This is a genomic window from Undibacterium sp. Rencai35W, from assembly GCF_049340185.1.
GTDB lineage: Bacteria > Pseudomonadota > Gammaproteobacteria > Burkholderiales > Burkholderiaceae_D > Undibacterium.
Map to the genome: position 1 here is coordinate 639,328 of NZ_JBMPPC010000002.1, position 25,406 is coordinate 664,733.

At 49.2% G+C, this 25,406-nt stretch carries 21 protein-coding genes; 13 read left to right on the forward strand and 8 right to left on the reverse strand.

Features of this window, described 5'->3' with window-relative positions:
* The first annotated feature begins 10 nt into the window (after nt 1-10).
* The 3 genes from ahcY (at nt 11) to metF (ending at nt 2,742) form a co-directional block, all read left to right on the forward strand.
* Nucleotides 11-1,459 (forward strand): adenosylhomocysteinase, encoded by a 1,449-nt coding sequence (gene ahcY, locus ACO0K3_RS06810; protein ID WP_422983084.1) that lies wholly within the window; start codon nt 11-13, stop codon nt 1,457-1,459.
* A gap of 114 nt (nt 1,460-1,573) precedes the next feature.
* Complete coding sequence (locus ACO0K3_RS06815) at nt 1,574-1,915, forward strand: phage holin family protein (protein WP_422955805.1); 342 nt, start codon at nt 1,574-1,576, stop codon at nt 1,913-1,915.
* Nucleotides 1,915-2,742, forward strand: coding sequence for a methylenetetrahydrofolate reductase [NAD(P)H] (gene metF / locus ACO0K3_RS06820; protein WP_422955806.1), 828 nt, complete (start codon nt 1,915-1,917; stop codon nt 2,740-2,742). Before ACO0K3_RS06815 ends, metF begins: the two co-directional genes overlap by 1 nt.
* Before the next feature lie 271 nt (nt 2,743-3,013).
* On the opposite strand, the gene ACO0K3_RS06825 is transcribed toward metF, so the two are convergent.
* From ACO0K3_RS06825 to ACO0K3_RS06835, 3 genes are all read right to left on the reverse strand, one after another.
* Nucleotides 3,014-5,827, reverse strand: coding sequence for a M16 family metallopeptidase (locus ACO0K3_RS06825; protein ID WP_422983086.1), 2,814 nt, complete (start codon nt 5,825-5,827; stop codon nt 3,014-3,016).
* A 448-nt stretch (nt 5,828-6,275) separates the two neighbouring features.
* Nucleotides 6,276-6,887 (reverse strand): hypothetical protein, encoded by a 612-nt coding sequence (locus tag ACO0K3_RS06830; RefSeq protein WP_422983088.1) that lies wholly within the window; start codon nt 6,885-6,887, stop codon nt 6,276-6,278.
* Nucleotides 6,888-7,155: 268 nt separating this feature from the next.
* Complete coding sequence (locus ACO0K3_RS06835; RefSeq protein WP_422983090.1) at nt 7,156-8,508, reverse strand: NAD(P)/FAD-dependent oxidoreductase; 1,353 nt, start codon at nt 8,506-8,508, stop codon at nt 7,156-7,158.
* Between the two features lie 402 nt (nt 8,509-8,910).
* Here ACO0K3_RS06835 and dusB point away from each other — a divergent pair, with 402 nt between their 5' ends.
* From dusB to ACO0K3_RS06880, 9 genes are all read left to right on the forward strand, one after another.
* Nucleotides 8,911-9,921 (forward strand): tRNA dihydrouridine synthase DusB, encoded by a 1,011-nt coding sequence (gene dusB / locus ACO0K3_RS06840; protein ID WP_422983092.1) that lies wholly within the window; start codon nt 8,911-8,913, stop codon nt 9,919-9,921.
* A 113-nt stretch (nt 9,922-10,034) separates the two neighbouring features.
* On the forward strand, nt 10,035-10,268 hold the full coding sequence (locus tag ACO0K3_RS06845; protein ID WP_322120168.1) for a helix-turn-helix domain-containing protein: 234 nt from the start codon (nt 10,035-10,037) through the stop codon (nt 10,266-10,268).
* A 130-nt stretch (nt 10,269-10,398) separates the two neighbouring features.
* A complete protein-coding gene (gene purH / locus ACO0K3_RS06850; RefSeq protein ID WP_422983094.1) occupies nt 10,399-11,964 on the forward strand; it encodes a bifunctional phosphoribosylaminoimidazolecarboxamide formyltransferase/IMP cyclohydrolase in 1,566 nt (521 codons plus the stop codon).
* 87 nt (nt 11,965-12,051) lie between these two features.
* Nucleotides 12,052-12,594, forward strand: coding sequence for a crossover junction endodeoxyribonuclease RuvC (gene ruvC, locus ACO0K3_RS06855; protein ID WP_422960510.1), 543 nt, complete (start codon nt 12,052-12,054; stop codon nt 12,592-12,594).
* Nucleotides 12,595-12,680: 86 nt separating this feature from the next.
* The gene (gene ruvA / locus ACO0K3_RS06860) at nt 12,681-13,262 is read left to right on the forward strand and encodes a Holliday junction branch migration protein RuvA (RefSeq protein ID WP_422983096.1); all 582 of its coding nucleotides are present in this window, start codon (nt 12,681-12,683) and stop codon (nt 13,260-13,262) included.
* Between the two features lie 6 nt (nt 13,263-13,268).
* The gene (gene ruvB / locus ACO0K3_RS06865; protein WP_422983098.1) at nt 13,269-14,351 is read left to right on the forward strand and encodes a Holliday junction branch migration DNA helicase RuvB; all 1,083 of its coding nucleotides are present in this window, start codon (nt 13,269-13,271) and stop codon (nt 14,349-14,351) included.
* A gap of 15 nt (nt 14,352-14,366) precedes the next feature.
* Entirely contained in the window at nt 14,367-14,825 is a 459-nt protein-coding gene (locus tag ACO0K3_RS06870) for a YaiI/YqxD family protein (protein WP_422983100.1), read from the forward strand.
* Between the two features lie 229 nt (nt 14,826-15,054).
* Nucleotides 15,055-15,885, forward strand: coding sequence for a 2-keto-4-pentenoate hydratase (locus ACO0K3_RS06875; protein ID WP_422983102.1), 831 nt, complete (start codon nt 15,055-15,057; stop codon nt 15,883-15,885).
* Nucleotides 15,886-15,922: 37 nt separating this feature from the next.
* The gene (locus ACO0K3_RS06880) at nt 15,923-16,594 is read left to right on the forward strand and encodes a glutathione S-transferase (protein WP_422983104.1); all 672 of its coding nucleotides are present in this window, start codon (nt 15,923-15,925) and stop codon (nt 16,592-16,594) included.
* Between the two features lie 120 nt (nt 16,595-16,714).
* On the opposite strand, the gene ACO0K3_RS06885 is transcribed toward ACO0K3_RS06880, so the two are convergent.
* Together ACO0K3_RS06885 and ACO0K3_RS06890 are read right to left on the reverse strand one after the other, a co-directional pair.
* Nucleotides 16,715-17,791: a porin gene (locus tag ACO0K3_RS06885; protein WP_422983106.1), complete on the reverse strand. Its 1,077-nt coding sequence runs from the start codon at nt 17,789-17,791 to the stop codon at nt 16,715-16,717.
* Nucleotides 17,792-18,144: 353 nt separating this feature from the next.
* Nucleotides 18,145-19,206 (reverse strand): porin, encoded by a 1,062-nt coding sequence (locus ACO0K3_RS06890; protein WP_422983108.1) that lies wholly within the window; start codon nt 19,204-19,206, stop codon nt 18,145-18,147.
* A 344-nt stretch (nt 19,207-19,550) separates the two neighbouring features.
* Here ACO0K3_RS06890 and coq7 point away from each other — a divergent pair, with 344 nt between their 5' ends.
* Nucleotides 19,551-20,177: a 2-polyprenyl-3-methyl-6-methoxy-1,4-benzoquinone monooxygenase gene (coq7, locus tag ACO0K3_RS06895; protein WP_422983110.1), complete on the forward strand. Its 627-nt coding sequence runs from the start codon at nt 19,551-19,553 to the stop codon at nt 20,175-20,177.
* Nucleotides 20,178-20,286: 109 nt separating this feature from the next.
* Here the strand turns inward: coq7 and ACO0K3_RS06900 are convergent, their stop codons facing one another.
* The 3 genes from ACO0K3_RS06900 to thiE all read right to left on the reverse strand — a co-directional run bounded on the left by ACO0K3_RS06900 (nt 20,287) and on the right by thiE (nt 25,212).
* Nucleotides 20,287-21,564, reverse strand: a complete 1,278-nt coding sequence (locus ACO0K3_RS06900) for a putative Na+/H+ antiporter (protein ID WP_422983112.1) — start codon at nt 21,562-21,564, stop codon at nt 20,287-20,289.
* 504 nt (nt 21,565-22,068) lie between these two features.
* A complete protein-coding gene (locus ACO0K3_RS06905; RefSeq protein WP_422983114.1) occupies nt 22,069-24,366 on the reverse strand; it encodes a UvrD-helicase domain-containing protein in 2,298 nt (765 codons plus the stop codon).
* Between the two features lie 234 nt (nt 24,367-24,600).
* The gene (gene thiE, locus ACO0K3_RS06910) at nt 24,601-25,212 is read right to left on the reverse strand and encodes a thiamine phosphate synthase (protein ID WP_422983197.1); all 612 of its coding nucleotides are present in this window, start codon (nt 25,210-25,212) and stop codon (nt 24,601-24,603) included.
* Nucleotides 25,213-25,406: the final 194 nt, after the last annotated feature.

Below are 25,406 nucleotides of genomic sequence, written 5' to 3' on the forward strand. Positions count from 1 at the left end.
GGAGGGCGTGATGAACGCCACTGCCATGACTACCGCTACCACCACTGCACCTACAGCAGCAACAACTTCCCAAGATTTTTTCGTCGCCGATATCAGCTTAGCCAACTGGGGTCGTAAAGAAATCCAGATCGCAGAAACAGAAATGCCAGGTCTGATGGCAATTCGTGAAGAATTCGCTGCCAGCCAACCATTAAAAGGCGCTCGCATTACCGGCTCCTTGCACATGACGATCCAAACTGCGGTACTGATCGAAACGCTGAACGCACTCGGGGCACAAGTACGCTGGGCCTCCTGCAATATCTACTCCACGCAAGATCATGCGGCTGCGGCAATCGCTGCGGGCGGCACGCCAGTATTCGCATTCAAAGGTGAAAACCTGGATGAATATTGGGATTTCACACACCGTATTTTTGAATGGACCGACGGTGGTTATTCCAACATGATTTTGGATGACGGCGGCGACGCAACCTTGCTGCTGCACCTCGGCACACGTGCAGAGAAAGATATTTCTGTTCTGGCAAACCCGGGCTCAGAAGAAGAGATCTGCCTCTTCAATGCGATCAAATCTCACCTCAAGACTGACCCAACCTGGTACTCCAAACGTCTGGCCGCGATCAAAGGCGTGACCGAGGAAACGACTACCGGCGTGCATCGTTTGTACCAGATGCATAAAGAAGGCAAACTCGCCTTCCCGGCCATCAACGTCAACGATTCCGTCACCAAATCCAAGTTCGACAACTTATATGGCTGCCGTGAATCTTTAGTCGATGGCATCAAGCGCGCAACCGACGTCATGATCGCCGGTAAAGTGGCGGTCATCGCTGGCTATGGTGACGTAGGCAAAGGTTCTGCACAAGCAATGCGTGCCCTGTCTGCGCAAGTCTGGGTAACAGAAATCGATCCTATCTGCGCATTGCAGGCAGCGATGGAAGGCTATCGCGTTGTGACCATGGAATATGCAGCGGAACACGGCGACATTTTCGTGACGACAACAGGCAATTACCACGTTATCAGTCATGCCCACATGCTGAAGATGAAAGACCAGGCCATCGTCTGCAACATCGGTCACTTCGATAATGAAATCGACGTCGCCGCACTGAAGCAATACACCTGGGAAAACATCAAGCCGCAAGTCGATCACGTGATCTTCCCTGACGGCAAACGCATCATCCTGCTGGCAGAAGGTCGTCTGGTCAATCTGGGCTGCGGTACCGGCCACCCATCTTATGTGATGAGCTCGTCTTTCGCGAATCAAACCATCGCGCAAATCGAACTATTCATCAACAATGACAAATACCCGGTCGGCGTCTACACATTGCCAAAACATCTGGACGAAAAAGTCGCTCGCCTGCAATTGAAAAAACTCAATGCCCAGTTAAGCGAACTGACAGATGAGCAAGCAGCGTATATCGGTGTCAGCAAAAATGGCCCTTACAAGCCAGAGCAATATCGTTATTAATCTCTGGTATTAATCTCTAGCATTACGTTGAACGCAGCCCCCCCTCAAATTATTGAGGAGGGGTTTTACACTGCGGTATTATGTGCACCTCACATCATCTCAACTGGAGAACTCATGCGTCTGCTAGCCACCTGGATCATTAACGGCCTTGCCTTACTCGCCCTACCCTACCTCATGCATTCTGTGTCCATCGACAGCTTTGCTACCGCTCTGGTTGTTGCGTTAGTACTAGGTTTTGTGAATACCATCATCCGTCCTATCCTCGTGATTCTGACACTTCCCGTCACGGTTATTTCGATGGGACTCTTCATCTTCGTGATCAACGGTCTGATGTTCTGGGCAGTCGCTAACATGGTCAACGGATTTCATGTCGCCGGATTTTGGGCCGCCGTCGGTGGTGCTTTGCTCTATAGCGTGATCTCCTGGACGCTCTCAACTTTACTTCTGCAAAAATAATGTCTTCCCATAATTTCAGCATTGAATTTTTCCCGCCAAAAACTGCAGAAGGCGCAGAAAAATTGCGCGTCACCCGTGCCAAGCTCGCCGAACTGCAACCGAAGTATTTTTCAGTCACCTTCGGTGCTGGCGGTACGACACAGCAAGGAACTCTGGATACCGTCGTCGAGATCCGTAAAGAAGGTTATGCCGCGGCACCGCACCTGTCCTGCGTCGGCGGCACACGTGAATCGATCCGTGACATCCTCAAGCAATATCAGGCGCACGACATACACCGCCTGGTCGCTTTACGCGGTGATCTGCCCAGCGGTTACGGCGCAGCGGGTGAATTCCGCTATGCAAATGAACTGGTCGAATTTATCCGCGCCGAAACCGGTGACTGGTTCCATATCGAAGTCGCCGCCTATCCGGAAATGCATCCGCAAGCACGCTCGCCACAAGACGACTTGCACAGCTTCGTACGTAAAATGAATGCCGGCGCCAACGCGGCTATCACCCAATATTTTTATAACGCTGACGCCTATTTTCAGTTTGTCGAACTTGCTCAAAAAGCAGGCGTCACCGCCCCTATCGTGGCCGGCATCATGCCCATCACCAACAGCAGTCAATTAATGCGCTTCTCAGAAATGTGTGGCGCAGAAATTCCGCGCTGGGTTCGTTTAAAACTAGCTAGCTTCGGTGACGACACTGCCTCGATTAAAGCCTTTGGTTTGGACGTCGTCACACAGCTCTGCGAGCGACTGCTGGCAGGTGGCGCACCGGGTCTGCATTTCTACTCGCTGAATCAAGCTGCGGCGACTACGGCGATCTGGCAAAGGCTGGTGTAATTTTTCGTCTAAGTTTGATCAGGTTTTTTAGTCCTCCAAAATAGAATCCGCAATCCGGATGCGGTTTTTCAAGCATTTTCGCGCCACAACCCGCATGAACATTGCGTGACTGCTGTTGAAACTGGCGTCAATCTGACGTCAGTTTGATACAAGATCGATAAGAATAAAAAAGGCAGAACCCGTTACTGAGTTCTGCCTTTTTATCGTTCTGCTTGCAACAAGAGTGCGGCATACATCGACATCATGCCCGCACCCACTCGCTAGCACATGATTACTTCGCCGCAGCGTCCTTCGCTACTTTGGCAAAATCACCGGCACTGATGACGGAGACGTTCGCTGGTTTCAGGTTCTGACGCAAGGCGTCATTGACTTGCGCCAATGTCAGTGCAGCGACTTTGGCTTCCAGGTCTTTATCGAATGTCATAGTGCGGTCAATCGTCAGATAACTCGCCAGACGACGTGCCAGTGACGGATCCTGAGTACGCACAACTTCTGCCGATTGCTTCCAGCCTTTTTTGGCTTCGGCTAATTCATCTTCGGTGAAGCCATCGCTGACTGCTTTTTGAATCTCTTCACGCATCGCTGCTTCGACTTTGGCCGTATTTTGCGGCGCGCTAATTGCGTAGGCTAACCACAGTGCTGCCGGATCAAGTGCCGGTGCGCTGAATTGTGAACCGACGCCGTAGGAGAGACCTTCTTTCTGACGGATGCGATCAGCCAGACGGCTGCGCAATGCACCACCACCCAGCATATGATTCGCGATCAGTAAGGCAGGATACACATCGGCGCTATCTTTCATGGCCAATGGATGGATCGCCAGCATGAAGCTATTCGCTTTATCCGGAGTCTCCAGAGCGACCTTGGCACCGGCAACTGGTTTCATCACGCCCGGAATACGGACGTAGGCTTGCGGTGATTTCCATCCGTCAAACAATTTACCTAACTGCGCCTTTAGTGCCGCCGGATCAAAGTCGCCGACTGCAGACAAAGTCGCATTATTCGCACCATAGAATGCGGCGTGGAAGGCTTTGACGTCTTCTACCTTGACGGCTTTGGTCTCGGCCAGCTGCTCTTGTAAGGTACCTACATGGCGCACGTGACCAACCGGTGTGGCATCGATCAGGCGGGACATGCTGTTGGAGGCTTGTGGTTGTGGCTCAGGAATATTTTGCTCGGCACGATTGATGGCTTCCAATTGCTTCTCTTGGAATTCTTTCGCAGGGAAGGAAGGCTTCTTCAAAACCTCACCGAGCAAATCCAGCGTCGCTGGCAAGTTCTCACGCGTGGTCGTGATGGAGGCACTGAGTCCTTCTGCGTTGCCATTGATGTTGACCTGTGCTTTGAGTTTATCAAATGCGTCTTTGATTTCTTCGCGTGTCATACGATCAGTACCGCTCATCAACATGCTGGCGGCAAACTGACCTGTCTGCGCTTTACCACGCAAACTTTCATCCGCACCAAAACGTAATTGCATGACGACACTAACGGTGGCACCTTTGGTTTTTTTCGACAGCAGTGCTGCTTTCATGCCACCAGGCAGAGTGAAGCGTTGTGTACGCGCTTCAATATTTGCCGGGCTTGGATCAAAGGCTTCACCTTGCGCGACGACAGCGCGACCGGCGTAATCTTTGACCATTGCCAGCACATCAGGTTTTCCCGGCACTTCCGTGCGATCTGCCGTATCTGTGGGGATAAAACGGCCCAGGGTACGGTTTGTCGGTTTCAGATATTTGATCGCTGCAGCTTGTACGGCGGCGGCATCTACTTTTTCCATCTGATCACGTTGCAAGAAGAACAGACGCCAATCGCCTGCTGCCATGGACTCTGTCAACGCGATTGTCAGGCGCGCCGTATCTGCGGTAGCGAGTTCGATGGTCTTATTGATCTGCTGTTTTGCACGTGCGACTTCGGCGTCGGTGATCGGTTGTGATTTCAGATCTTCCAGCACTTTCAGCATGGCATCCTGGGTCTGATCAAGGTTACCGTCTTTGGCGACAACGGCACCGAAGATACGAAAGCCCGGCTCCAGATTGCTGACCGCTTCGTAATCCACTTTCGTTGCGAGCTTGGTTTCGACCAAGGCTTTATGCAGGCGGCCACTTGGTGCATCGACTAAAATGCGCCCCAGAATATTCAGTGCGACAGCATCAGGGTGACCTGATGGTGCTACGTGATAACCGGCGCCGACGAATTGCGTGCCGCCGCTGCGACGTACCGTCACTGAGCGCTCGCCATCTTGCGTCGGCTCTGCGGTATAGGTCGGTTGAATCACGCGATTTGGTTTTGGAATGCGACCAAATAATTCGTTCACTTGTTTCAGGATTTTCGCTTCGTCAAAACGACCAGCAACCATCAGTACAGCATTATCCGGCTGATAGTAATTTTTGTAGAACGCACGCAGACGCGGGATGTTGACTTGTTCGATATCCGAACGCGCACCAATCGTCGATTTGCCATAGTTGTGCCAGTCGTAGGCAACAGCTTGAATACGCTCGGTCGTTACGCCGATAGGGTCGCTCTCGCCCATCTCGAACTCATTACGTACAACCGTCATTTCGCCTTTATTGGTCTTCGGATTCCACAGATCGTTTTGATCAATGGCCGCGTTCACCATGCGATCAGCTTCCATCGCCAGCATCTGACGCAGATTGTCTTCATTCGCCGGGAAAGTCGCATAGTAGTTAGTGCGGTCATACCAGGTCGTGCCATTGAATTGGGCGCCGGTAGAATTCAAGATCTCGACAGGGGTGCGTGTGCCTTTTTTCACGCCAAAATTAGCACTTGGCTTGAACAATAAATGTTCCAGCAAATGCGCCATCCCGGTTTCGCCATAATTTTCGTGACGCGAGCCAACCATATAAATAATATTGGTCGTCAAGGTCGGCTTACTCGCATCGGGAAATAACAATACGCGCATGCCATTGGCAAGGCGATACTCAGTCAGACCTTCGACCGAAGTGACTTTCACGGCAGCGGCTACAGGGCCAGACTTCATTTGTGGAGCAGCTTCAACAGGTGTCGCGGCATATCCTAACCCTGGGGACAAGATGCCAGCGCTAAGCATGAGTACAGTAAGCAATTTCACGAAATATTTTCCTTTAAAAAGAACTGAAGTTGCAAAATAGGCTATAACGCTTTTTTTTGCAATCAAGATTGTTACTGCAGGTAAATTGCGATGAATAATTTTGTTTTTAACCAGGTTCAGCAAATAAAGTTGGCGTTCTTCATGAGTATTCAATTGAATGAAGAAAGTGATATTGGTTTTTTCGCTGGCGCCTGTCGTCTCTTTTTTAGAGAAGATTTTCTGATGAAGACGGCCTTGCTTGGAAAGAGCCGAAGATAGAAAGTTCCGTCGCTCGCAGATAGGATAATTAATTCATGGCATGGACTGTCCGGTGCGGCCAGTCCAAATAAAAACCGCCGCCGGAAGCCGGAATTAAGCCGTTGTGACAGGGTAGTAATCGAGGATAACGATGCGCAGATAAGCGAACAGACGAGTAAGTCAGCACCCATGTCGACTCACCAGCAACCGCTTATTCTGTAAAACTCAGATTCCGTGGACCGTAGGCGGGAATCCCTGACCGAAAGGATGGCATATCTAATGTTTTTTTCGGGTCAGGCGGGGGTACTGGCTTTGCCGACAGTTTGATATCTTTGATCCAGATTTTGCCGGGAGACCCTAAGCCTATGCCGATTTCAAAATGATTGTCGTAATGTGATTCGACTTTGCCAGGAAAATAACTCGTTAAAGTCATCTCTTGCCAGCCTTTGCCATCAGGGATGGTCTTGTCTGTCACCTGTAAATAACGGGACATTCCCATATGCCGTATCCAGATTTTATTTTTCTCTGCAGCGACGGCGCGCACCATCATTTTGAATTCGATGAGCTTACCTTGCCATTCCGTTGCATCGATATCCTGAGTAATTGCCAGCGCCTCGTCAGTAGGTTGCGTTTTGCTAGCGATGAGCAAAACGGGATGATCCGCGCTGCCCTCGGCAGTATCAATACCAATCTCGTATTGATCACCCTCCGGCCCCCATAACTGCCAGCCAGCGGGCACACCTGGTTTAATCGCTCCGGCAAAAGAGACATTCACTGCAAGTGCTACCGCCAGGGCCGCCGCCACTATTTTCCAATGCCGCATGACCATGCTCCAAATATGATTGATAACGTGGCGAAGTGTAAAAGGAGTCCCTTGTTTGAGCATGTGGTTTGCGATAAGTGAAGCAGATTCTTTGATGGACAAGGGGTTTGATGCGATTGAGCGAACCGAATCTTAAAAAATTTTTGAAACAGTCAAAAAATGAATCCGCAGTATTTATGCGCCTTACCGAGCATTTTCATGCCAGAAGGCGCATAAATACTGCGGACTCTATTTTGATTTCTAAAATCAGATCCTCACTGGTGTCAGACTAATGTAACTTAATCCGCGGATTGCGGACGCGGTCGATGGTCTCTGCCCAGGTCGATAACCATGTATGGAACAAGCCATTCACTGCCACTTGGTGATGCTTGTGTAGCGACCAGTACATCCATTTGGCGATGGTGCCCTCAATGAATACTGAGCCACTGGCAAGCGCCCCCATCAGACTGCCTACCGTGCTGTAATTGCCGAGTGACACCAGCGAGCCATGATCTTTATAGGTGAATTCTTTCAAGGATTTACCCTGCAACATCCGCGCCAGAGAATCTGCCAGCATACTGGCTTGCTGATGAGCCGATTGTGCACGCGGTGGCACGGCCGGGAGGCCTTCTCCTTGTGGGCAGGCGCAACAATCGCCGAGGGCGAAAATCGAGGCGTCACGAGTGGTTTGTAAGTGCCGGTTCACTACCAGCTGGTTGATACGGTTACTTTCTAATCCATCGAGATCTTTTAAGAATTCTGGCGCTTTGATTCCAGCGGCCCACACAACGATGCCACTAGGAATGAACTTACCACTGGACATGCTGACGCCTTCTTTGCTGACTTCGACGACTTTTTCATTCGTGTGAATTTCGACAGCAATACTGCGCAATTCTTTCGCGACGGCGGCGGATAAGCGTTCAGGTAACATTTGCAGCAGACGTGATGCCGCATCAACGATCACAATCTTGAGATCTTTTTCAGGATGGAAATTCACCAGGCCATAACTAGACAGAATTTTGGTAGTCATATGTAACTCAGCCGCTAGCTCAACACCTGTTGCACCACCACCGATAATCGTGACAGTGAAGCGCCCCTCACCAACAGCTTGTGCTTGGGTCTGGGCACGCAAGCAGCAGTTGATCAATTTTTGATGGAAGCGCTCAGCGGCCGCGAGCGAATCAAGCATGATGCAATTCTCACGCGCTCCTGGCGTGCCAAAATCATTCGTCTGGCTGCCGAGTGCTATCACCAATGTGTCATAAGCAATCGCCTGGCGCGGCAATAATTCGCTGCCATCTTCATCATGGGTTGCCGTCAGATAAATTTCTTTTTTATCGCGGGACAAAGCATCCATGCGCCCCAGCCGGAATTCAAAATGATTCGAGCGTGCCAGAGCGAAATATTCGCGCTCATCCGCGTGGCTATCCAGCGTTCCGGCAGCAACCTGATGCAGCAGAGGCTTCCACAAATGTGTGCGGCTGGCATCGACCAGCGTGATCAGGGCTTTCTTTTTCTTGCCGAGCTTTTTCCCTAGTCTGACAGCGAGCTCTAAGCCACCGGCACCACCACCAACGATGGTAATTCTATGCAGGCCCTCTTCCTTTTCATGTTGCTGACTACTTTGCAAACGATTACTCACGATTACTCCTTCAAGTTTAAAACGCATTTTTCCCTTGACCAGTCAGGGGTGCCATAGGATGGAATCTGGCGCGGAAAAACTGATCAATGGAGAGATACGCTCTAGGGATCCAAGGAGCAGACATCGTCTGCGAACAGACTCTATATGCAGGATCAGAGAGAAGCAACGACAATATACACAAACTCGGATCGAGATTGGTTTCCCGGCAACACAAGCCGCCGAATTTGAATAACAAGTCGAAAAAGAAGCTATTGGTGAATGCGTATAAATAGATAAAAATATTCTGTTCGACAAGCCATTAAATTGCTAATTATTTAGGCACAATTCAGGTAGAATACGCATCCTTGTCGTCCTCAATGGCGGCAGCCCTGTCTAACCCATCCATCACTTTCAGTTCACGCTATGCAAATCGGTCCTCACCAATTGCGGAATAATCTTTTTGTCGCGCCGATGGCAGGTGTGACGGACAGACCATTTCGTCAATTATGCAAAGAGTTAGGCGCTGGTTATGCCGTGTCGGAAATGGCAGCATCGAATCCAAAATTGTGGGATACCGAGAAGTCTTCACGACGCACCAATCACGAAGGCGAAATGGAGCCAAAAGCCGTCCAGATCGCGGGCGCAGATCCGAAGATGCTCGCAGATTGCGCCAGGCATAATGTGGACCGTGGTGCGCAGATCATCGATATTAATATGGGCTGTCCTGTAAAAAAGGTGTGTAACGCCTGGTGTGGCTCTGCCCTGTTGCAACACGAAAAACTCGTCGCAGAGATTCTTGACGCGGTGGTCAAGGCAGTGGACGTACCGGTTACGCTGAAGTTCCGCACAGGCTGGGATCGTGCCAACAAAAATGCTTTAAATATTGCCCATATCGCCGAATCGGCAGGGATAACGATGCTGACCTTGCATGGACGCACGCGCGCCGATGGCTACAAGGGAGATGCTGAGTACGAGACGATTGCCGCCGTCAAAGCGGCAGTGAATATCCCGGTCGTCGCGAATGGCGATATCACGACACCTGAAAAAGCCAAATACGTTTTGCAAGTCACCGGTGCTGATGCGATCATGATCGGGCGTGCTGCGCAAGGTCGCCCCTGGATCTTTCGCGAAATAGAGCATTTCCTCACAACAGGGACTTATTTGCCGCCACCATTGGTGTCCGAGGTCAGCCGTTTGATGGATGAACATTTGCGTGCTCACTACGCTTTCTACGGTGAATTCATGGGAGTACGAACGGCGCGCAAGCATATAGGTTGGTACGTGCAAGATCTAGTTGGTGGAGAAGATTTTCGTCAAGAGATGAATTTATTGACCTCATGCGAAGACCAGTTAGATGCAGTAAAAATGTTTTTTGATCGTCAGACCAGCGAGCGGTTACAATACCGCCCCTCCGAAGAAAAGTTGGCAGCGTAGTTAATTTTTTCTGTTTTCATCTTCGTCAAAAGCGAAAGAGAAACCGTAAAAATTTAAGAAAAAACGTATTCAACAAGAATAAGTCAAACAAGCACTGATAGAAAATTAAAAGCATGAGCAAAGATAGCATTCAAGAAGCCGTTCACAAAAATCTGGAAAAATACTTCCGTGATCTGGGTGAACAACCTGCCTCCAATATTTACGATATGGTCGTATTGGCAGTAGAAAAACCCATGTTAGAAATGGTCATGACCCGAGCGGAAAGCAATCAGTCGCAAGCAGCAGATATGCTGGGTATCAACCGCAATACGTTACGTAAAAAATTACAGCAACACGGTTTGTTATAACGTGCTGTAACGCTTAGATATGCGGGCGCAGTCAGTACTTGCGCCGCATCCGACCAGTCTGACCTGCAATACCTGATCTGTTATTTCGATACCGAATTCTTTCACTTCATAAGCTCCTAAGCTCCTTATCATGATCAAACAAGCTCTCATCTCCGTCTCCGACAAGACCGGCATTCTTGAGTTCGCACGTGCGCTTTCTGGCATGGGCGTCAAGTTATTGTCCACGGGTGGCACAGCAAAACTACTGGCTGACAACGGCTTGCCCGTGACCGAGGTTGCTGACTACACCGGTTTTCCTGAAATGCTGGATGGTCGTGTAAAGACTTTGCATCCGAAAGTCCATGGCGGCATTCTGGCGCGTCGTGATTTTCCTGAGCATGTGACAGCATTAGAGAAGCATGGTATTCCGACCATCGATATGGTCGTCGTGAATCTGTACCCGTTCCAGCAAACCGTTGCCAAAGGCGAGTGCTCTCTGGAAGACGCGATTGAGAATATCGATATCGGCGGCCCGACGATGCTGCGCTCATCTGCCAAGAATCATAAAGATGTTGTGGTAATCGTTGACCCTAGCGACTATCAGGTCGTGCTGGATGAAATGACTGCAAATCAAAACGTCGTCAGCTATGATACTAAATTCACTTTGGCGAAAAAAGTATTTGCGCATACCGCACAATACGACGGCGCGATCACGAATTATCTGACTAGCCTCGGCGAAGATAAAGCGCATGCGACTCGCAGCAGTTATCCACAAACGCTGAACCTGCATTTTGAAAAAGTACAGGAAATGCGTTACGGCGAAAACCCGCATCAGTCCGCTGCGTTCTACCGCGATTTGGTCAGCCTAGATGGCTCGCTGGCGAATTACACACAATTGCAAGGCAAAGAACTGTCATACAACAATATCGCTGATGCCGATGCCGCATGGGAATGCGTCAAATCCTTCGCAGAATCTGCTTGTGTGATCGTCAAACACGCAAACCCATGCGGCGTTGCATTAGGTGCGACTCCATTTGAAGCCTATAGCAAAGCGCTACAAACAGATCCGACTTCCGCATTCGGCGGCATCATCGCGTTCAACCGCGAACTTGATGGCAAAGCTGCTGAGATCGTTGCAAAACAATTTGTCGAAGTACTGATCGCACCGTCATTCACTGCCGAAGCCAAACAAATTTTTGCAGCAAAACAAAACGTGCGTTTGCTCGAAATTTCCCTCGGTAAAGGCATCAATACTTATGATCTGAAACGGGTTGGCGGTGGCCTGCTGGTACAGGCACCAGATTCTAAAAATGTCAGCCCTGAAGAATTACGGGTAGTCTCAAAACTACAACCAACACCACAACAAATGGCAGACATGATGTTTGCATGGCGCGTTGCCAAATTTGTGAAATCGAATGCGATCGTCTTCTGTGGCAATGGCATGACACTCGGCGTTGGTGCTGGCCAAATGAGCCGTATTGATTCTGCCCGCATCGCATCGATCAAAGCACAAAATGCTGGCTTGACGCTGACAGGTTCAGCAGTGGCATCGGACGCCTTTTTCCCATTCCGCGATGGCCTTGACGTTGTAGTTGATGCAGGTGCCACCTGCGTGATTCATCCGGGCGGTTCTATGCGAGATCAGGAGGTCATTGATGCGGCAGACGAACGCGGTGTCGTTATGATTTACACGGGAACACGTCATTTCCGTCATTAATACTGCTTTCATGCATCCCTTCAAAAATCATCCCATGTGCGACGTCATCACTACGTATTCATGCGATCGATTTTTGGAGGTGCCGCAATGAAAATTCTCGGCATCGACCCTGGCCTGCGCACTACCGGCTTTGGCGTCATCGATAAACAAGGTAACAAGTTAACTTACATCGCCTCCGGTACGATTAAAACGGCAGACGAGTCCTTGCCAGAACGCCTCAAAACCATTTTGCTCGGCGTCTCTGAAATCATTCAAACCTACCAGCCCGATTGTGCGGCGGTGGAAAAAGTCTTCGTCAATGTCAATCCTCAGTCAACGCTACTGCTGGGACAAGCACGTGGTGCGGCGATCTGCGCCTTAGTGAGTGCAGACCTTAGCGTGGCGGAATACACAGCGCTGCAAGTCAAACAAGGCGTGGTCGGTCACGGCAAAGCAAAAAAAGAACAGGTACAGGACATGGTACAGCGGCTGCTGAGCCTGTCAGGCATGCCGAGTACAGATGCTGCCGATGCGCTGGGTGTGGCGATTTGTCACGCCCATAGCGGCGATACACTGGCCATGCTCGGTAAGCTCGCTCCGGCTTTAGCAAAAAAAGGTTTGCGCGTACGTGCCGGGCGCTTGATAGGATAAGGTATCATTACTGCTTATTTATACAGTAATGTGCAACTCCATTCTCGTCTTTAGTAAATTTAGTAAAGCTAGCTAAAAGGGCCAATATGATAGGTCGTATCGCAGGGACTCTGCTCGAAAAAAATCCCCCTCAGTTATTGGTTGATTGCCAGGGCGTAGGCTATGAAGTCGATGTACCGATGAGCACGTTTTATAACTTGCCGGCGCTAGGCGACAAGGTCGTTTTACTGACACATCTGGCAATACGTGAAGATGCTCATGTCCTGTTCGGCTTTGGCAGCGCAGAGGAGCGCAGCACCTTTCGCCAGTTAATTAAAATCAGTGGCGTTGGCGCGCGCACAGCTCTTTCTATTTTATCAGGCATGTCCGTCAGCGATCTGGCACAGGCCATCACCTTACAAGAAGCAGGCAGGCTGACACGAGTGCCGGGGATAGGCAAAAAGACGGCTGAGCGTCTGTTACTGGAATTAAAAGGTAAGCTAGGTGCCGATATCGGCGCTGTTACTGGAGGTGCGCATGTGCCGGATCATCAGTCGGATATCCTGAATGCCTTGCTGGCTCTAGGTTATTCAGACAAAGAAGCGCTGATGGCCTTAAAAGCCTTGCCAGCTGGTACGGGCGTCTCTGACGGCATCAAATTAGCCCTGAAATCCCTGTCGAAAAGTTAATCGATCATGAGCATACAAACTGACAATTTCAGTAGCAATCCCGGTGGCAATTTAAGTGACGCACGGATTATTGCAGCGACACCGGCATCGCCAAACGAAGAAGCAATAGAACGTGCGCTACGCCCCAAACAATTAGATGAGTATGTCGGCCAGGAAAAAATTCGCGGTCAATTAGAGATTTTCATCACCGCTGCCAGACAACGCAAAGAAGCACTGGATCACACGCTATTATTTGGCCCACCGGGTCTGGGCAAAACTACGCTTGCCCACATCATCGCACGCGAAATGGGTGTGAATCTGCGGCAGACCTCAGGTCCGGTCTTAGAACGAGCGGGCGACCTTGCCGCACTGCTGACCAACCTGGAAGCCAATGATGTACTGTTCATCGACGAAATCCATCGCTTATCACCGGTCGTCGAAGAAATACTGTATCCAGCGCTGGAGGACTATCAGATCGACATCATGATCGGCGAGGGCCCTGCTGCCCGTTCGGTCAAACTGGATTTGCAGCCCTTTACCTTAGTCGGCGCCACCACCCGCGCCGGTATGCTGACGAATCCTTTACGCGACCGCTTCGGTATCGTGGCACGACTTGAGTTCTATACACCAGAAGAACTGACTCGCATTGTCACGCGCTCGGCCTCATTACTGAATGCACCGATCAACGCTGACGGCGCGCATGAAATTGCTAAACGCGCACGTGGCACACCACGGATTGCGAATCGCCTGCTGCGTCGCGTCAGGGACTACGCCGAGGTGAAGGGTAATGGCGACATTACTAAAGCCACGGCAGATGCGGCACTTAAAATGCTGGATGTGGATAGCGTCGGCTTCGATCTGATGGACAGAAAATTACTAGAAGCTATTTTGTTCAAATTTGGTGGCGGCCCCGTTGGCCTGGATAACGTGGCCGCAGCCATCGGCGAAGAGCGGGACACGATTGAGGATGTGCTGGAGCCTTATCTGATTCAGCAAGGCTACCTGCAACGCACACCGCGCGGGCGGATCGCAACCCCGTCTGCTTACGAGCATTTTGGCGTTACCGCACCAAGAACCAATCCTAATGGCGATCTATGGGGAAGTAATTAAGATGGATGCGTGCAAATGAAAATTTGGGTCGATGCTGATGCCTGCCCAAATCCGATCAAGGATATTTTATTCAGGGTAGCTGATCGTTTAGGCATCACGACGACCCTGGTGGCGAATCGCCTGCTCTCCGTACCGCCGTCTCGTTTTATCAAGGCAATGCAAGTTCCTGCTGGCTTTGACGTGGCGGACCAGGAAATTGTGCGCTTAATGGAGGCTGGCGATCTGGTGATTACCGGCGATATTCCTCTCGCATCCGATGTGCTGGACAAAGGAGGTCATGCGCTCAATCCACGCGGCTCGTTTTACACCAAGGACAATATTCGTGAATATTTGACCATGCGACAATTCATGGATGAACTCCGGAGCAGCGGTGTAGAAACAGGTGGCCCAAACGCTTTCAGTCAAGCGGACAGACAAGCGTTCGCCAACCAACTGGATCGCTTCATGGCAAAAGCGATACGCGTTGAACCGTAGGATCAGAAAATCTTTTGTTCAGATTTTACAAAAGCCCCCTGACTGACTGCGACTCCCATACTAGCCAAGGATACAATGTTGCGAACGAAATTTGCTCAAGATCAATAGAGATGCAATGCGACCAAATCTGTTGGTCACATTGATTTCTTCAACGTTTTTTATCTTCGTGCTTGCACATTCAACATAGCTCACCGACAATAAGTGTCCCCTCAAACCTAGTGGTACGATCATGCTAATGTCTTCCCAAGCCGACCGTTATGCACATCAGTTCCTCGAGGCGCGTGCATCTGCACAGACCCTTGCACCTATCTCCTCTCACAGTGAATTAAGTATCGCTGATGCTTATGACATTGCTAAAAGTCTGGACAATATCAGGATTGCCGAGGGCGAGATTCCCGTTGGCAGGAAATTAGGATTTACCAACCGGACGCTATGGCCAAAGTACGGCGAAAAAGAGGCTATACATGCTCCGATCTGGACTACCTTGTTCGATACGACTGTGCGCTATTTGGACGATACTCACGTGAATCAAAGCCTGGCTGGCGCAGTGCAACCGCGAGTTGAACCTGAAGTAGTATTCAAGCTAGGGCGAACTCCGGCAATAGATGCTAGCTTAGACGAACTCGCGGATTGCCTGGAATGGATGGCGCACGGACTAGAGATTGTTGTCAGCCCGTATCCAGATTGGAAATTCGAAGCTGCTGACGCGATTGCCGCACTTGGTCTGCATGGCACTCTGCTGATTGGTGAGCCACGCATGCTATCCAGCGCAAGCCGACACCATCTCGGCGATATGCTGGCAAACGCCAGTGTGTCTCTATCCTGCGACGGATCGCTATTAGGCGCAGGCTTTGGGAGTAATGTTCTGGACAGCCCTTTGCACGCGATTTGGCATCTGCATCAATTATTGAAAACTCAACCGCAATTCTCGCCTTTACGCGCCGGAGAAGTCATTACGACCGGCACCTGGACAGACGCTTATCCCGTTTCGCCCGGACAAACTTGGTTTACTGCTTTCTCTGGAATTACCTTGGCGGGACTTTCCGTTTCTTTTGCTTAACTATAATTTTACTATTACTTAACTATCGCTAACCTACATGATCATCGTTCATCACCTTAATAATTCGCGCTCTCAGCGCGTGCTCTGGTTGCTCGAAGAACTTGGACTGGAATACCAGATCAAGTTTTATGAACGCGATCCCAACACCATGCTAGCACCGGCATCTTTAATGGAAGTCCATCCTTTGGGCAAATCTCCCGTCATTACTGATGGAGATCTGACAATTGCAGAATCCGGTGCCATTGTTGATTATCTAGTTAACCGCTATGGAAATGGGCAGTTGATGCCCGTTCGTGAGTCCAGGGATTATTTGCGTTACAACTATTGGCTACATTATGCTGAGGGTTCGGCGATGTCACCTTTGTTAATGAAACTGGTCTTCGATAGAATCGAGAGAAGTCCCATGCCCTTTTTTGTAAAACCGATTGCACGCGGAATTGCACAAAAAGTGAAGGTAAGTTTCATCTCGCCACAGATCACCCGACATCTCGACTACTTAGAAGCAGAAATCAGTAAAACGGGCTGGTTTGTCGGCGAAGACTTTAGTGCGGCAGATATTCAAATGAGTTTCCCGCTGGAAGCGGCCGCATCACGTGGCGGCCTGAATGGTAGTCGTCCAAATTTAATGGCGTGGCTGGCAAAAATACATGCTCGTAAAGCCTATGTCACCGCGTTGCAAAAAGGTGGCAAGTACGACTTATTAACCTGAACAACGGTCATTTCTAATGATCAAGTAATATCAATTTCACTTTTCTGTCGATAATAAAAAAGCACCCGAGGGTGCTTTTTTTACGAGCCTGAAACGAAGCAAGCCGGAGCTTGCTTGTTATTAGAACTTGTGACGGATACCAACGTTAACCAAACGAACGTTTGCACCTGGAGTTACTGGGTGGAAAGTTGCGCCAGAATCATCGCTACCCAATGCACTGTTTGCATCATTTGCAGTACGGGAAATCGACGTGTACAGGTTAGTACGCTTAGACAGTGAGTATGTGTAACCCAAAGCCAAGTGGTTTGCGTTAGCGTCGCCTACATTTTTAACAGTAGAACGAATGTAATCAGCTACGATAGTACCAGCTGCACTGACTGGAACAGTCGCGCCCAACAACCATACGCGACGATCGATTGGTGTAGGAACGCCATCATCTTTGATTGTAGAGTAAGCAGCGTGAGCTTTTGCTACGCCAAAGTCATATGTACCTGCCAGCAAAATGCTTTTCTTCGCATTTGTGCCAGTGGCGTTTTGCGCACTAGTGTAAGCCAGAGTTGCAAACACAGGACCTGCATTGTAAGCACCTGACAAGCCAATGTAACGATTGCCTGAAGTATTACCTGCAACTTCACCTACGCCGTAAAACAGGTTACCAGTGAAACCGTCGATGCTAACTGTGTTGTAGTTGATCGCATTGTTAACACGGCTAGGGCCACCAAAGAAGTGAGCTGCACCAAAAGAAGATGTACCAGAACCAGCTGTACCAGTTGTCATACCTGTGCCAAATGGATCAAAGCTATCGATAGCGATAAACGCTGGAGTATATTGACGACCTAAGTTCAAGGAACCGAAATCACCTGACAAACCAACCCATGCTTGACGACCAAAAGCCAGACCACCTTGAGCAGAAGAACCTGTGTCCGCATTAACACCCATTTCCAATTGGAAATTTGCTTTCAAACCGCCACCCAGATCTTCAGTACCTTTAAAACCCAGACGTGAACCAGATTGAATACCGCTATCCAAGCCCAGAGTTGCGCCTGCTTTTTCACCCGTGTTTTGGTGTTGCAAAGCCATATCTACGATACCGTAGATTGTGACATTGGATTGTGCTTGTGCTGCGCCTGAAATTGCTGCTAATGCTGCCAGAGCTAAGAGTGATTTTTTCATTGATATTTCTCCAAAGGTTTTCATGTTGACATGAACTACATTGAGCCAAATTCATACAAGTACGACAACTAACATATTGCACAAAAACAGCTAATTCTTAAAAACTTACAAGACCGCTAAAAAGAAGTTAACGTATTTGACCAAAATTAAACGTGGACAGCCAAGCTAAATCGGCTTTGGAAGAGATGTAAAACGCAGAATGTCGTTAATAAGCAACGGAAAATTACTTATTAGACATCAATTTGATGCGATTAATTGGCAACAAGAAACTATCTAAAATACAAAATACCCGCTAAAAACAAGAAAGAAGCTCCGTATTTGACGGAGCTTCTTTTTAGCTCACAAAAAAATTACCTCACGGCAATCTGTTGTGAAAATTAGAACAGGTGTGTAATCCCTACAGAAACACCATTTTGCGTACCGTTATTAATCGTACCTAGCAAGGCTGTAGTACCAACAAATGCATTTGTCAGCTTCTTGTTATCGAATTCTGCGTAGAAATTAGTGCGCTTAGACAAAGCATAAGTCGCAGCTACTACCAGATTCTTACGCTTACCATCAACCTTGGTCGCAGCTGAAGTTGCAACAGTAGAATCAGTTACGTAATAAGCACCAGTCAACTCAACTTGTGGTGTCAATGTGTAATTCACGCCACCCCAATAAGATTTCTGCTCAGAATCAATTTTCAACAAAGATTCTTGATTTTCTTTTACAAAACCGCCAGAAATACGGAATGCACCATCTTTGAATGCACCACCGATTGTGTAGTACTTATTACGTAACCCGCCGATATCAGTCGACATAAAAGTGCCACCAAAATTTACTGGGCCAGTTGTATAGGTAGCAGCAACAGATTTAACTGCATTACGGCCTACATCACCGGCAACCTCACCCGCAACATATTCAGCGCTGACTTTTACACCACTGAAAATTGCTGTGTACTGGATATCATTGTTGAAACGAGTTGCACCACCGCCGCTGAATGTCGCTGGGAAGAACAGGGCAACACCTGCAACTGGAGAAGTGATTGAAGGAAATTTGTAACTGAACGGCTCATACGTACCGATTGTTTTGAACGCTAAAGAATATTGACGACCGAGATCCAGATTACCGAACTCACCAGTTACGCCGACAAAAGCGGAACGATTAAAAGCCACTGCAGAGTTGTCATAAGAACCGGTTGCAGTATTGAAGCCAGACTCCAGCACGAAGTGAGCATTCATGCCACCGCCGAGATCTTCAACGCCTTTGAAACCGATGCGGTTAGAGTTGTATGTACCATTAGAACCCATGGACAACTTGCTGTTGCCTGCAGCATCAACATTGGTCACGTTGCGCAAACCTGCGTCAATAGAACCATAAATTGTTACAGACGATTGTGCGGATGCAGTAGCTGCAAATGCGCTGAGAACAGCAAATGCGATAAGCGTTTTTTTCATTGAAAATATCTCCAGGAATATCATTTTTTAAGAAGTACTGATATGCATCAGTTCATTTACTAGTAGTGCAAAGGGTATTCGGTCTTGCCAAGACTTCGAAACCTGCTGATTAAGAAGTTGTAGTCAATTGAAACAAATAACCGGAAATAGGGCAAAGAGAATTTGCGAACGATCGTATTTAAGCAAATTTTATGTGGCGTCTCCACAACAATTAAGGTTTTTCACAATGCAACTGTTGCAACTATTTTAGGGGTATCGAGTCGTTGCATGCCAATACAGGCGAGGTGCTTTGTTGAGGATTACAATATGCAGATTGAACCAAAAGCGAAGGAAAGTAGCGGATTATGATAACTATGAATAACTTAATCATCCATTTTGACCGCGCCTTACGCGTGGTCAGCGGACAAGCCCATGCATCGCGACCGAATCCCGGCAATTTGCAAGCAGACGCTGAACTTGACGATTCTGAGCGTCAGCACAGTGCGGGTCTGATGCGCGTCAATCATGTTGGTGAAATATGCGCTCAGGCACTTTATGATTCTCAACGGCAATTTACTCAAACAAAGGCGATTCAAGAACAATTCCTGCATTCCGGCATCGAGGAGGAAGATCATCTAGCCTGGACGGCGGACCGGTTGCGCGAACTGAATTCACGTATCAGTCTGCTCAGCCCGCTCTGGTATGCCGGCGCCTATGCTTGTGGCGCCATCGCGGCCAAATGTGGCGACGCGGCCAGCCTGGGTTTTGTCGTTGAAACAGAAAAACAGGTTGAAGCTCATCTGGCTAGTCATTTGCAGCAACTACCTCCACAAGATGCAAAATCCCGTGCCATCGTCGAGCAAATGCGCGTCGATGAAATCGCTCATGGCGCAGCGGCAGATGCACTTGGTGCAAGCCAGCTACCAGTTCCAGTACAATTTGCGATGAAAGGCTTGGCTAAGGTCATGACCACTACCGCTTACTATATTTGAACAAAATCAGACTAGAGCCGCGATGTTGACCGGTACAAAACTGTTCATATCAACAATAAAAACCGCTCACTGCCACTGGGCGGTTTTTTTAGTGTCTTGAAAAACAGGCCTACAGCAAAAAGAAACATGTAGCGGCAATCGCCGTCGGAAATAAAGCTGCCAGCAATAAACCCAATGGACTGATTGCCTGCTCATCAAATGAGTCTTTTAAAATTGCAAAGCCCGCCGGGTTAGGTGCATTCGCAATCACCGTTAATCCGCCACCAGTGACCGCTCCTGCTACCAGCGCATATTTGGCGCTATCAGACAATCCCGCCACCAAAGAGCCGAGGTAGGTCAATGCGGCATTGTCCGTAATCGCCGTCAGTCCCATCGCGCCAAAGAATAAGAGCGTCGAGTTCATCCCGGCTAATATAGGTTGTAGCCACCATTGCTGTTTGCCGCCCAATACGACGAGCCCCGCCAGAAAAAAAGCGACCAGCAAACCCTCACGCAACATCAGCTTGTCCTGATACCGCTGATAAGCATCGGTAAAGCCAAGAAAAAACAAAAACAATCCCATAAATACGACCGGGTAATGCGCAAACACAACGGTCGCTGCCAGAAACACATAATGAATCCCAACTACCGTCATCGGTATTGCCGTTGTAGTGTCAGTTATTGCGGCGTCACGCTCATCAACCGCATCGACGATCTTAATTTGCGAGCGAAACAGCAAGGTCGCCAGCAACGCGTTGATAGCTACGGCAATCGCTGCTTTCCAACCAAATACGCCCGACATGAATGCAATATCCCATTGCCATTTTTCGGCCACCATCAATACCGGCGGTGCGGCAAACGGCGTCAGCACGCCACCTATTGAAATATTCACGAACAAGACCCCGAGGGTTGCATACTTCAGTTGCTGAGAAATACCTTTGCTATAAAACCGATCTCGCAACATCAATGCCGCCAGCGTCATAGCCGCCGGCTCGGTAATAAAGGAACCGAGCAAAGGAATCAAAAACAAACATAAGAAATATGCACTCAGAGCTGGGCTGACGGGCAGCAACGCAGCTAGCCGATGCACCAGACTTTGTACCGAATGTAGAATCGGTTTAGTACCTGCAATCACCAGAATTACGAAGACGAACAAGGGCTCGGTAAAGTTCTGGCTCTCAAGATAGGCGATCGCAGCTTTCTGCTTTTCAATCAACGCGATACAGGTCACCAGCACCAGCGCCCAGAATCCAAATACGACCTCTACTTCACCGAGAAGATGCCACAAACCCGCGTGGTGCTGGCTCGTATGCGCCAGGTGTAAAAAATATTTGGTTGAAAACGTATGCAATACCGCCAGACCAAAAATAACAGCTCCGACGTAATTAATTAACTGCGTGCTATCCATAGTGACTTTGCCTAATTTTTTTCAGAAAAGTTAATGCGTTCATTGCGGATCTGCTGAGAGTTGACAGAACATCAGACAGTTCTCTCTCGCAGGGAACTTCCAAAAACCCGTTCATCGACATTTCATGGAACCAGTTACGCCTGCCACTCCTGCCTTTTCTCTTCGCCTCCGTACCTCTGTGGTGAGAGGTCTTAGCTTTTGCGGCAGTCTGTCAGTCCTGTTGACGTGATTTTTCAAATCAGCGGTTTTTAGAAGTTCCTTGCATTGAATCCGCAACAGGGACGCGGCTTTCAGAGGCATTTCAGGCTAGAAGGCGCAACTACATTGCGGATTCACTTTTTGAATTTTTCTCAACGCATTTGAACCGAGATACGATGCTGCATGGATGCTGCACGAACGACATAGCGATATACCGCCACACGAACCCATAGAAAAGAGAGTCTCACTCGTACCAGTACCGCAGCGCTAGTTTTTTGCGTCAATCTCGCTTCAAAAATCTCTGCCTTACATTTTTTCCAGCTTCGCAATACTCAGATCCAGCAACTTCATTCCCTCGCGGCCAAAATTAATATGCGCCCGGCTATTAGTGCCGCTGCCTTCGATATTCACAATCACGCCTTCACCAAACTTCGCGTGCTTCACTGACTCGCCTATGCGCCAGCCAGGCTTGCCCGAAGACGCTTGTGTACCTTGAAAACTTTGTGCAATACGATTGGCCTGATCGGTCGGATCCTCATCCCATGCCGATTTTTTATTGCCAAACCAGGATGCCTGAATTTTTGGCGACAACCATTTCAGGGACTCTTCCGGCATCTCATCAAAAAAGCGTGAGCGCAAGTTGTAGCGCGTTTGGCCATGCAGCATGCGTGTTTGCGAGAAGGTCACATACAAGCGTTTCCGCGCACGCGTGATCGCTACGTACATCAAACGACGCTCTTCCTCTACGCCACTTTCTTCCTTCGCGCTGTTCTCATGCGGGAATAAACCTTCTTCTAAACCCGTGATAAATACATTATCGAATTCGAGTCCTTTGGCAGAGTGCACCGTCATCAATTGCATTGCATCCTGCCCGGCTTGCGCCTGATTATCACCGGCCTCAAGAGAGGCGTGGGACAAGAACGCTGACAGTGGCGACATCACCGTAGCCATCGCGGCATCGGCATCGATAATCTCGACGCCGTTTGCCAGCGTAATTACATTCGCTGTCGCCTGTGATTGCGGGCCAAGCAACGCTGGCGCATCATGGCCGAAACCTTCTTCCGAAATAAACAAGGTCGCTGCACTGACCAGCTGCTCCAGATTTTCGATACGATCTGCGCCTTCTTTTTCGTTCTGATAGTGCGTGATGAGGGTACTGAGATCGAGCACAATTTGTACCATTTCCGGCAAAGGCAGGCGCTGTGTTTCAAAGCGCGCTGACTCAATCATTTTCACAAAATTACCCAGTGAAGTGCCCGCCTTACCTGCGACATAGGGCACGGCGGCATAGAGCGAAATTCCATACTGTTTAGCCGCATCCTGCAATTGTTCCAGTGAGCGGGCACCGATGCCACGGGCGGGAAAATTCACGACGCGCAAAAACGCAGAATCATTATGAGGGTTGTCCATCAACTGCAAATAAGCAATCGCATGCTTGATCTCGGCGCGCTCAAAAAAACGCTGACCACCATAGACACGGTAAGGCAAACCTGCACTGAACAGAGCATGCTCGATCACACGTGACTGAGCATTAGAGCGGTACAGAATCGCGATTTCGCTACGCATCGCACCGTCACGTATCAGATTTTTTGCCTCTTCAATGATCCACTGTGCTTCCTGAATATCGCTGCTCGCTTCAAAGATCCGCACAGGCTCACCATGTCCGGCATCGGTACGGAGGTTCTTACCGAGACGCTTGCTATTGTTGGCGATCAGGGTATTTGCCGTATCCAGAATATGACCATGCGAGCGATAATTCTGCTCAAGCTTAATCAGATTCTGCACTTTAAATTCTTGCTCAAACGCCGACATATTGCCGACATTCGCTCCGCGAAATGCATAGATACTCTGATCATCGTCACCCACGGCGAAGACCGCACTAGCATTGACTGTGCCCTGACCGGACATCAGCTTCAGCCATTTATATTGCAGGTCATTGGTGTCCTGAAACTCATCAACCAGAATATGGCGGAAGCGCGCCTGATAATGTTCGCGCAAGGGCTGGTTGCGGCTCAGCAGCTCAAACGTGCGCAACAACAATTCGGCAAAATCCACAACACCCTCGCGCTGGCATTGCGCGTCATATAGGGAATACAGCTCAACCATGCGACGATTGAAATCATCATAGGCGTCGACCTCATGCGCGCGCAGCCCCTGATCCTTCGCACTATTGATGAAGTACATCAAAGTGCGCGGCGGGAATTTTTCGTCATCGACATTATTCGCTTTGAGCAAGCGCTTGATGAACGAAAGCTGATCTGAGGAATCGAGGATCTGAAACGTCTGCGGCAAACCTGCATCGCGATAATGCGCACGCAACAAACGGTTGCACAGCCCATGAAAGGTACCGATCCACAAACCGCGCGTATTGATCGGCATCATGGACGACAGGCGCGTCAACATTTCTTTCGCGGCTTTATTCGTGAATGTCACAGCCAGAATGCCATGCGGCGACACTTGACCAGTCTGGATCAGCCAGGCAATACGCGTCGTCAAGACACGGGTTTTACCGGAACCGGCGCCGGCCAGAATCAGGGCGGACTGAGAGGGTAAGGTGACAGCGGCGAGCTGCTCTGGATTCAAATTATGGAGGAGATTTTGCATCCCACGATTATACGGGAGTGCAGCGTCTGATTCCTTTTCTAAATCACGACTACACCATCACAGATGAACATCAGATTCAGTACAAAGGAGAGTGCTCAGTCCTCGTTATAGCGTCAATTGTAAATAACGGCGAAGCTGCACAATAGCGATACTCCCCTACTTTTTTAAAAAAACTATGTTTTTCCGCCAGATTCTATTAGTGTATAAAAATATACTATTGGGGAGTATATTATTTCATTCTGAAAACAAGCGAACAAACTGTTGCGCCGCTAGACGTGGATTATCCGCCAGATAAATGCTGCTAATGACTGCCACCATATCCGCTCCAGCCTTGACCAAGGGACGCGCATACTCGACAGTCATGCCGCCGATCACAACATTGGGCAAATCGATCTGCACTTTGGCGTGATGAATGATGTCGTGCGGTGTAGTGACCGCATATTTCTTTACCCTTGATGGATAAAATCCGCCAAACGCAACATAGCTCGCCCCCTCTTGCTGCGCGCACTGTGCCAGACTCAGATCGCCGTAACAAGAAGCACCGACTATCATGTCCTCACCCAGAGCAGCACGAATCTCGGCAACCGACGCGTCAGTGCCGCCGACATGAATACCATCTGCGCCCAAGGCCACGCATAAATCCACATGATCGTTGATAATCAACGGCTTATCATGGACGCGGCACAGATCGAGCAAGGCACGCGCTTGCTGTCTGCGCAAACTAGAACTGGCAGTTTTATGCCGGTATTGCACGATATTCGCGCCGCCAAATAAAGCCTGTTCCGTCACATCGAGCAAACGATCCGTATCATCCCAATCGGGCGTCACAATATATAAACCAGCCAAGGCACGCATTATGTTTTCTCTCAGAATTGGTGTTGAAGGGTGTTGAATCGTTTTGAATCGTTTTGAATCGTTTTGAATCGTTTTGAATCGTTTTGAATCGTTTTGAATCGTTTTGAATCGTTTTGAATCGTTTTGAATCCAGATTTTTTATTTGAGCGGCGATGAGAAGAGCGGCAAGTACACTGCATTCTCAC

What these genes read in the sequence shown, in the direction of transcription:
- ahcY (WP_422983084.1), top strand. Translation starts at nt 11, where the DNA reads ATGAACGCCACTGCCATGACTACCGCTACCACCACTGCACCTACAGCA.
- ACO0K3_RS06815 (WP_422955805.1), top strand. Translation starts at nt 1,574, where the DNA reads ATGCGTCTGCTAGCCACCTGGATCATTAACGGCCTTGCCTTACTCGCC.
- metF (WP_422955806.1), top strand. Translation starts at nt 1,915, where the DNA reads ATGTCTTCCCATAATTTCAGCATTGAATTTTTCCCGCCAAAAACTGCA.
- ACO0K3_RS06830 (WP_422983088.1), bottom strand. Translation starts at nt 6,887, where the DNA reads ATGCGGCATTGGAAAATAGTGGCGGCGGCCCTGGCGGTAGCACTTGCA.
- dusB (WP_422983092.1), top strand. Translation starts at nt 8,911, where the DNA reads ATGCAAATCGGTCCTCACCAATTGCGGAATAATCTTTTTGTCGCGCCG.
- ACO0K3_RS06845 (WP_322120168.1), top strand. Translation starts at nt 10,035, where the DNA reads ATGAGCAAAGATAGCATTCAAGAAGCCGTTCACAAAAATCTGGAAAAA.
- purH (WP_422983094.1), top strand. Translation starts at nt 10,399, where the DNA reads ATGATCAAACAAGCTCTCATCTCCGTCTCCGACAAGACCGGCATTCTT.
- ruvC (WP_422960510.1), top strand. Translation starts at nt 12,052, where the DNA reads ATGAAAATTCTCGGCATCGACCCTGGCCTGCGCACTACCGGCTTTGGC.
- ruvA (WP_422983096.1), top strand. Translation starts at nt 12,681, where the DNA reads ATGATAGGTCGTATCGCAGGGACTCTGCTCGAAAAAAATCCCCCTCAG.
- ruvB (WP_422983098.1), top strand. Translation starts at nt 13,269, where the DNA reads ATGAGCATACAAACTGACAATTTCAGTAGCAATCCCGGTGGCAATTTA.
- ACO0K3_RS06870 (WP_422983100.1), top strand. Translation starts at nt 14,367, where the DNA reads ATGAAAATTTGGGTCGATGCTGATGCCTGCCCAAATCCGATCAAGGAT.
- ACO0K3_RS06875 (WP_422983102.1), top strand. Translation starts at nt 15,055, where the DNA reads ATGCTAATGTCTTCCCAAGCCGACCGTTATGCACATCAGTTCCTCGAG.
- ACO0K3_RS06880 (WP_422983104.1), top strand. Translation starts at nt 15,923, where the DNA reads ATGATCATCGTTCATCACCTTAATAATTCGCGCTCTCAGCGCGTGCTC.
- ACO0K3_RS06885 (WP_422983106.1), bottom strand. Translation starts at nt 17,791, where the DNA reads ATGAAAACCTTTGGAGAAATATCAATGAAAAAATCACTCTTAGCTCTG.
- ACO0K3_RS06890 (WP_422983108.1), bottom strand. Translation starts at nt 19,206, where the DNA reads ATGAAAAAAACGCTTATCGCATTTGCTGTTCTCAGCGCATTTGCAGCT.
- coq7 (WP_422983110.1), top strand. Translation starts at nt 19,551, where the DNA reads ATGATAACTATGAATAACTTAATCATCCATTTTGACCGCGCCTTACGC.
- ACO0K3_RS06900 (WP_422983112.1), bottom strand. Translation starts at nt 21,564, where the DNA reads ATGGATAGCACGCAGTTAATTAATTACGTCGGAGCTGTTATTTTTGGT.
- ACO0K3_RS06905 (WP_422983114.1), bottom strand. Translation starts at nt 24,366, where the DNA reads ATGCAAAATCTCCTCCATAATTTGAATCCAGAGCAGCTCGCCGCTGTC.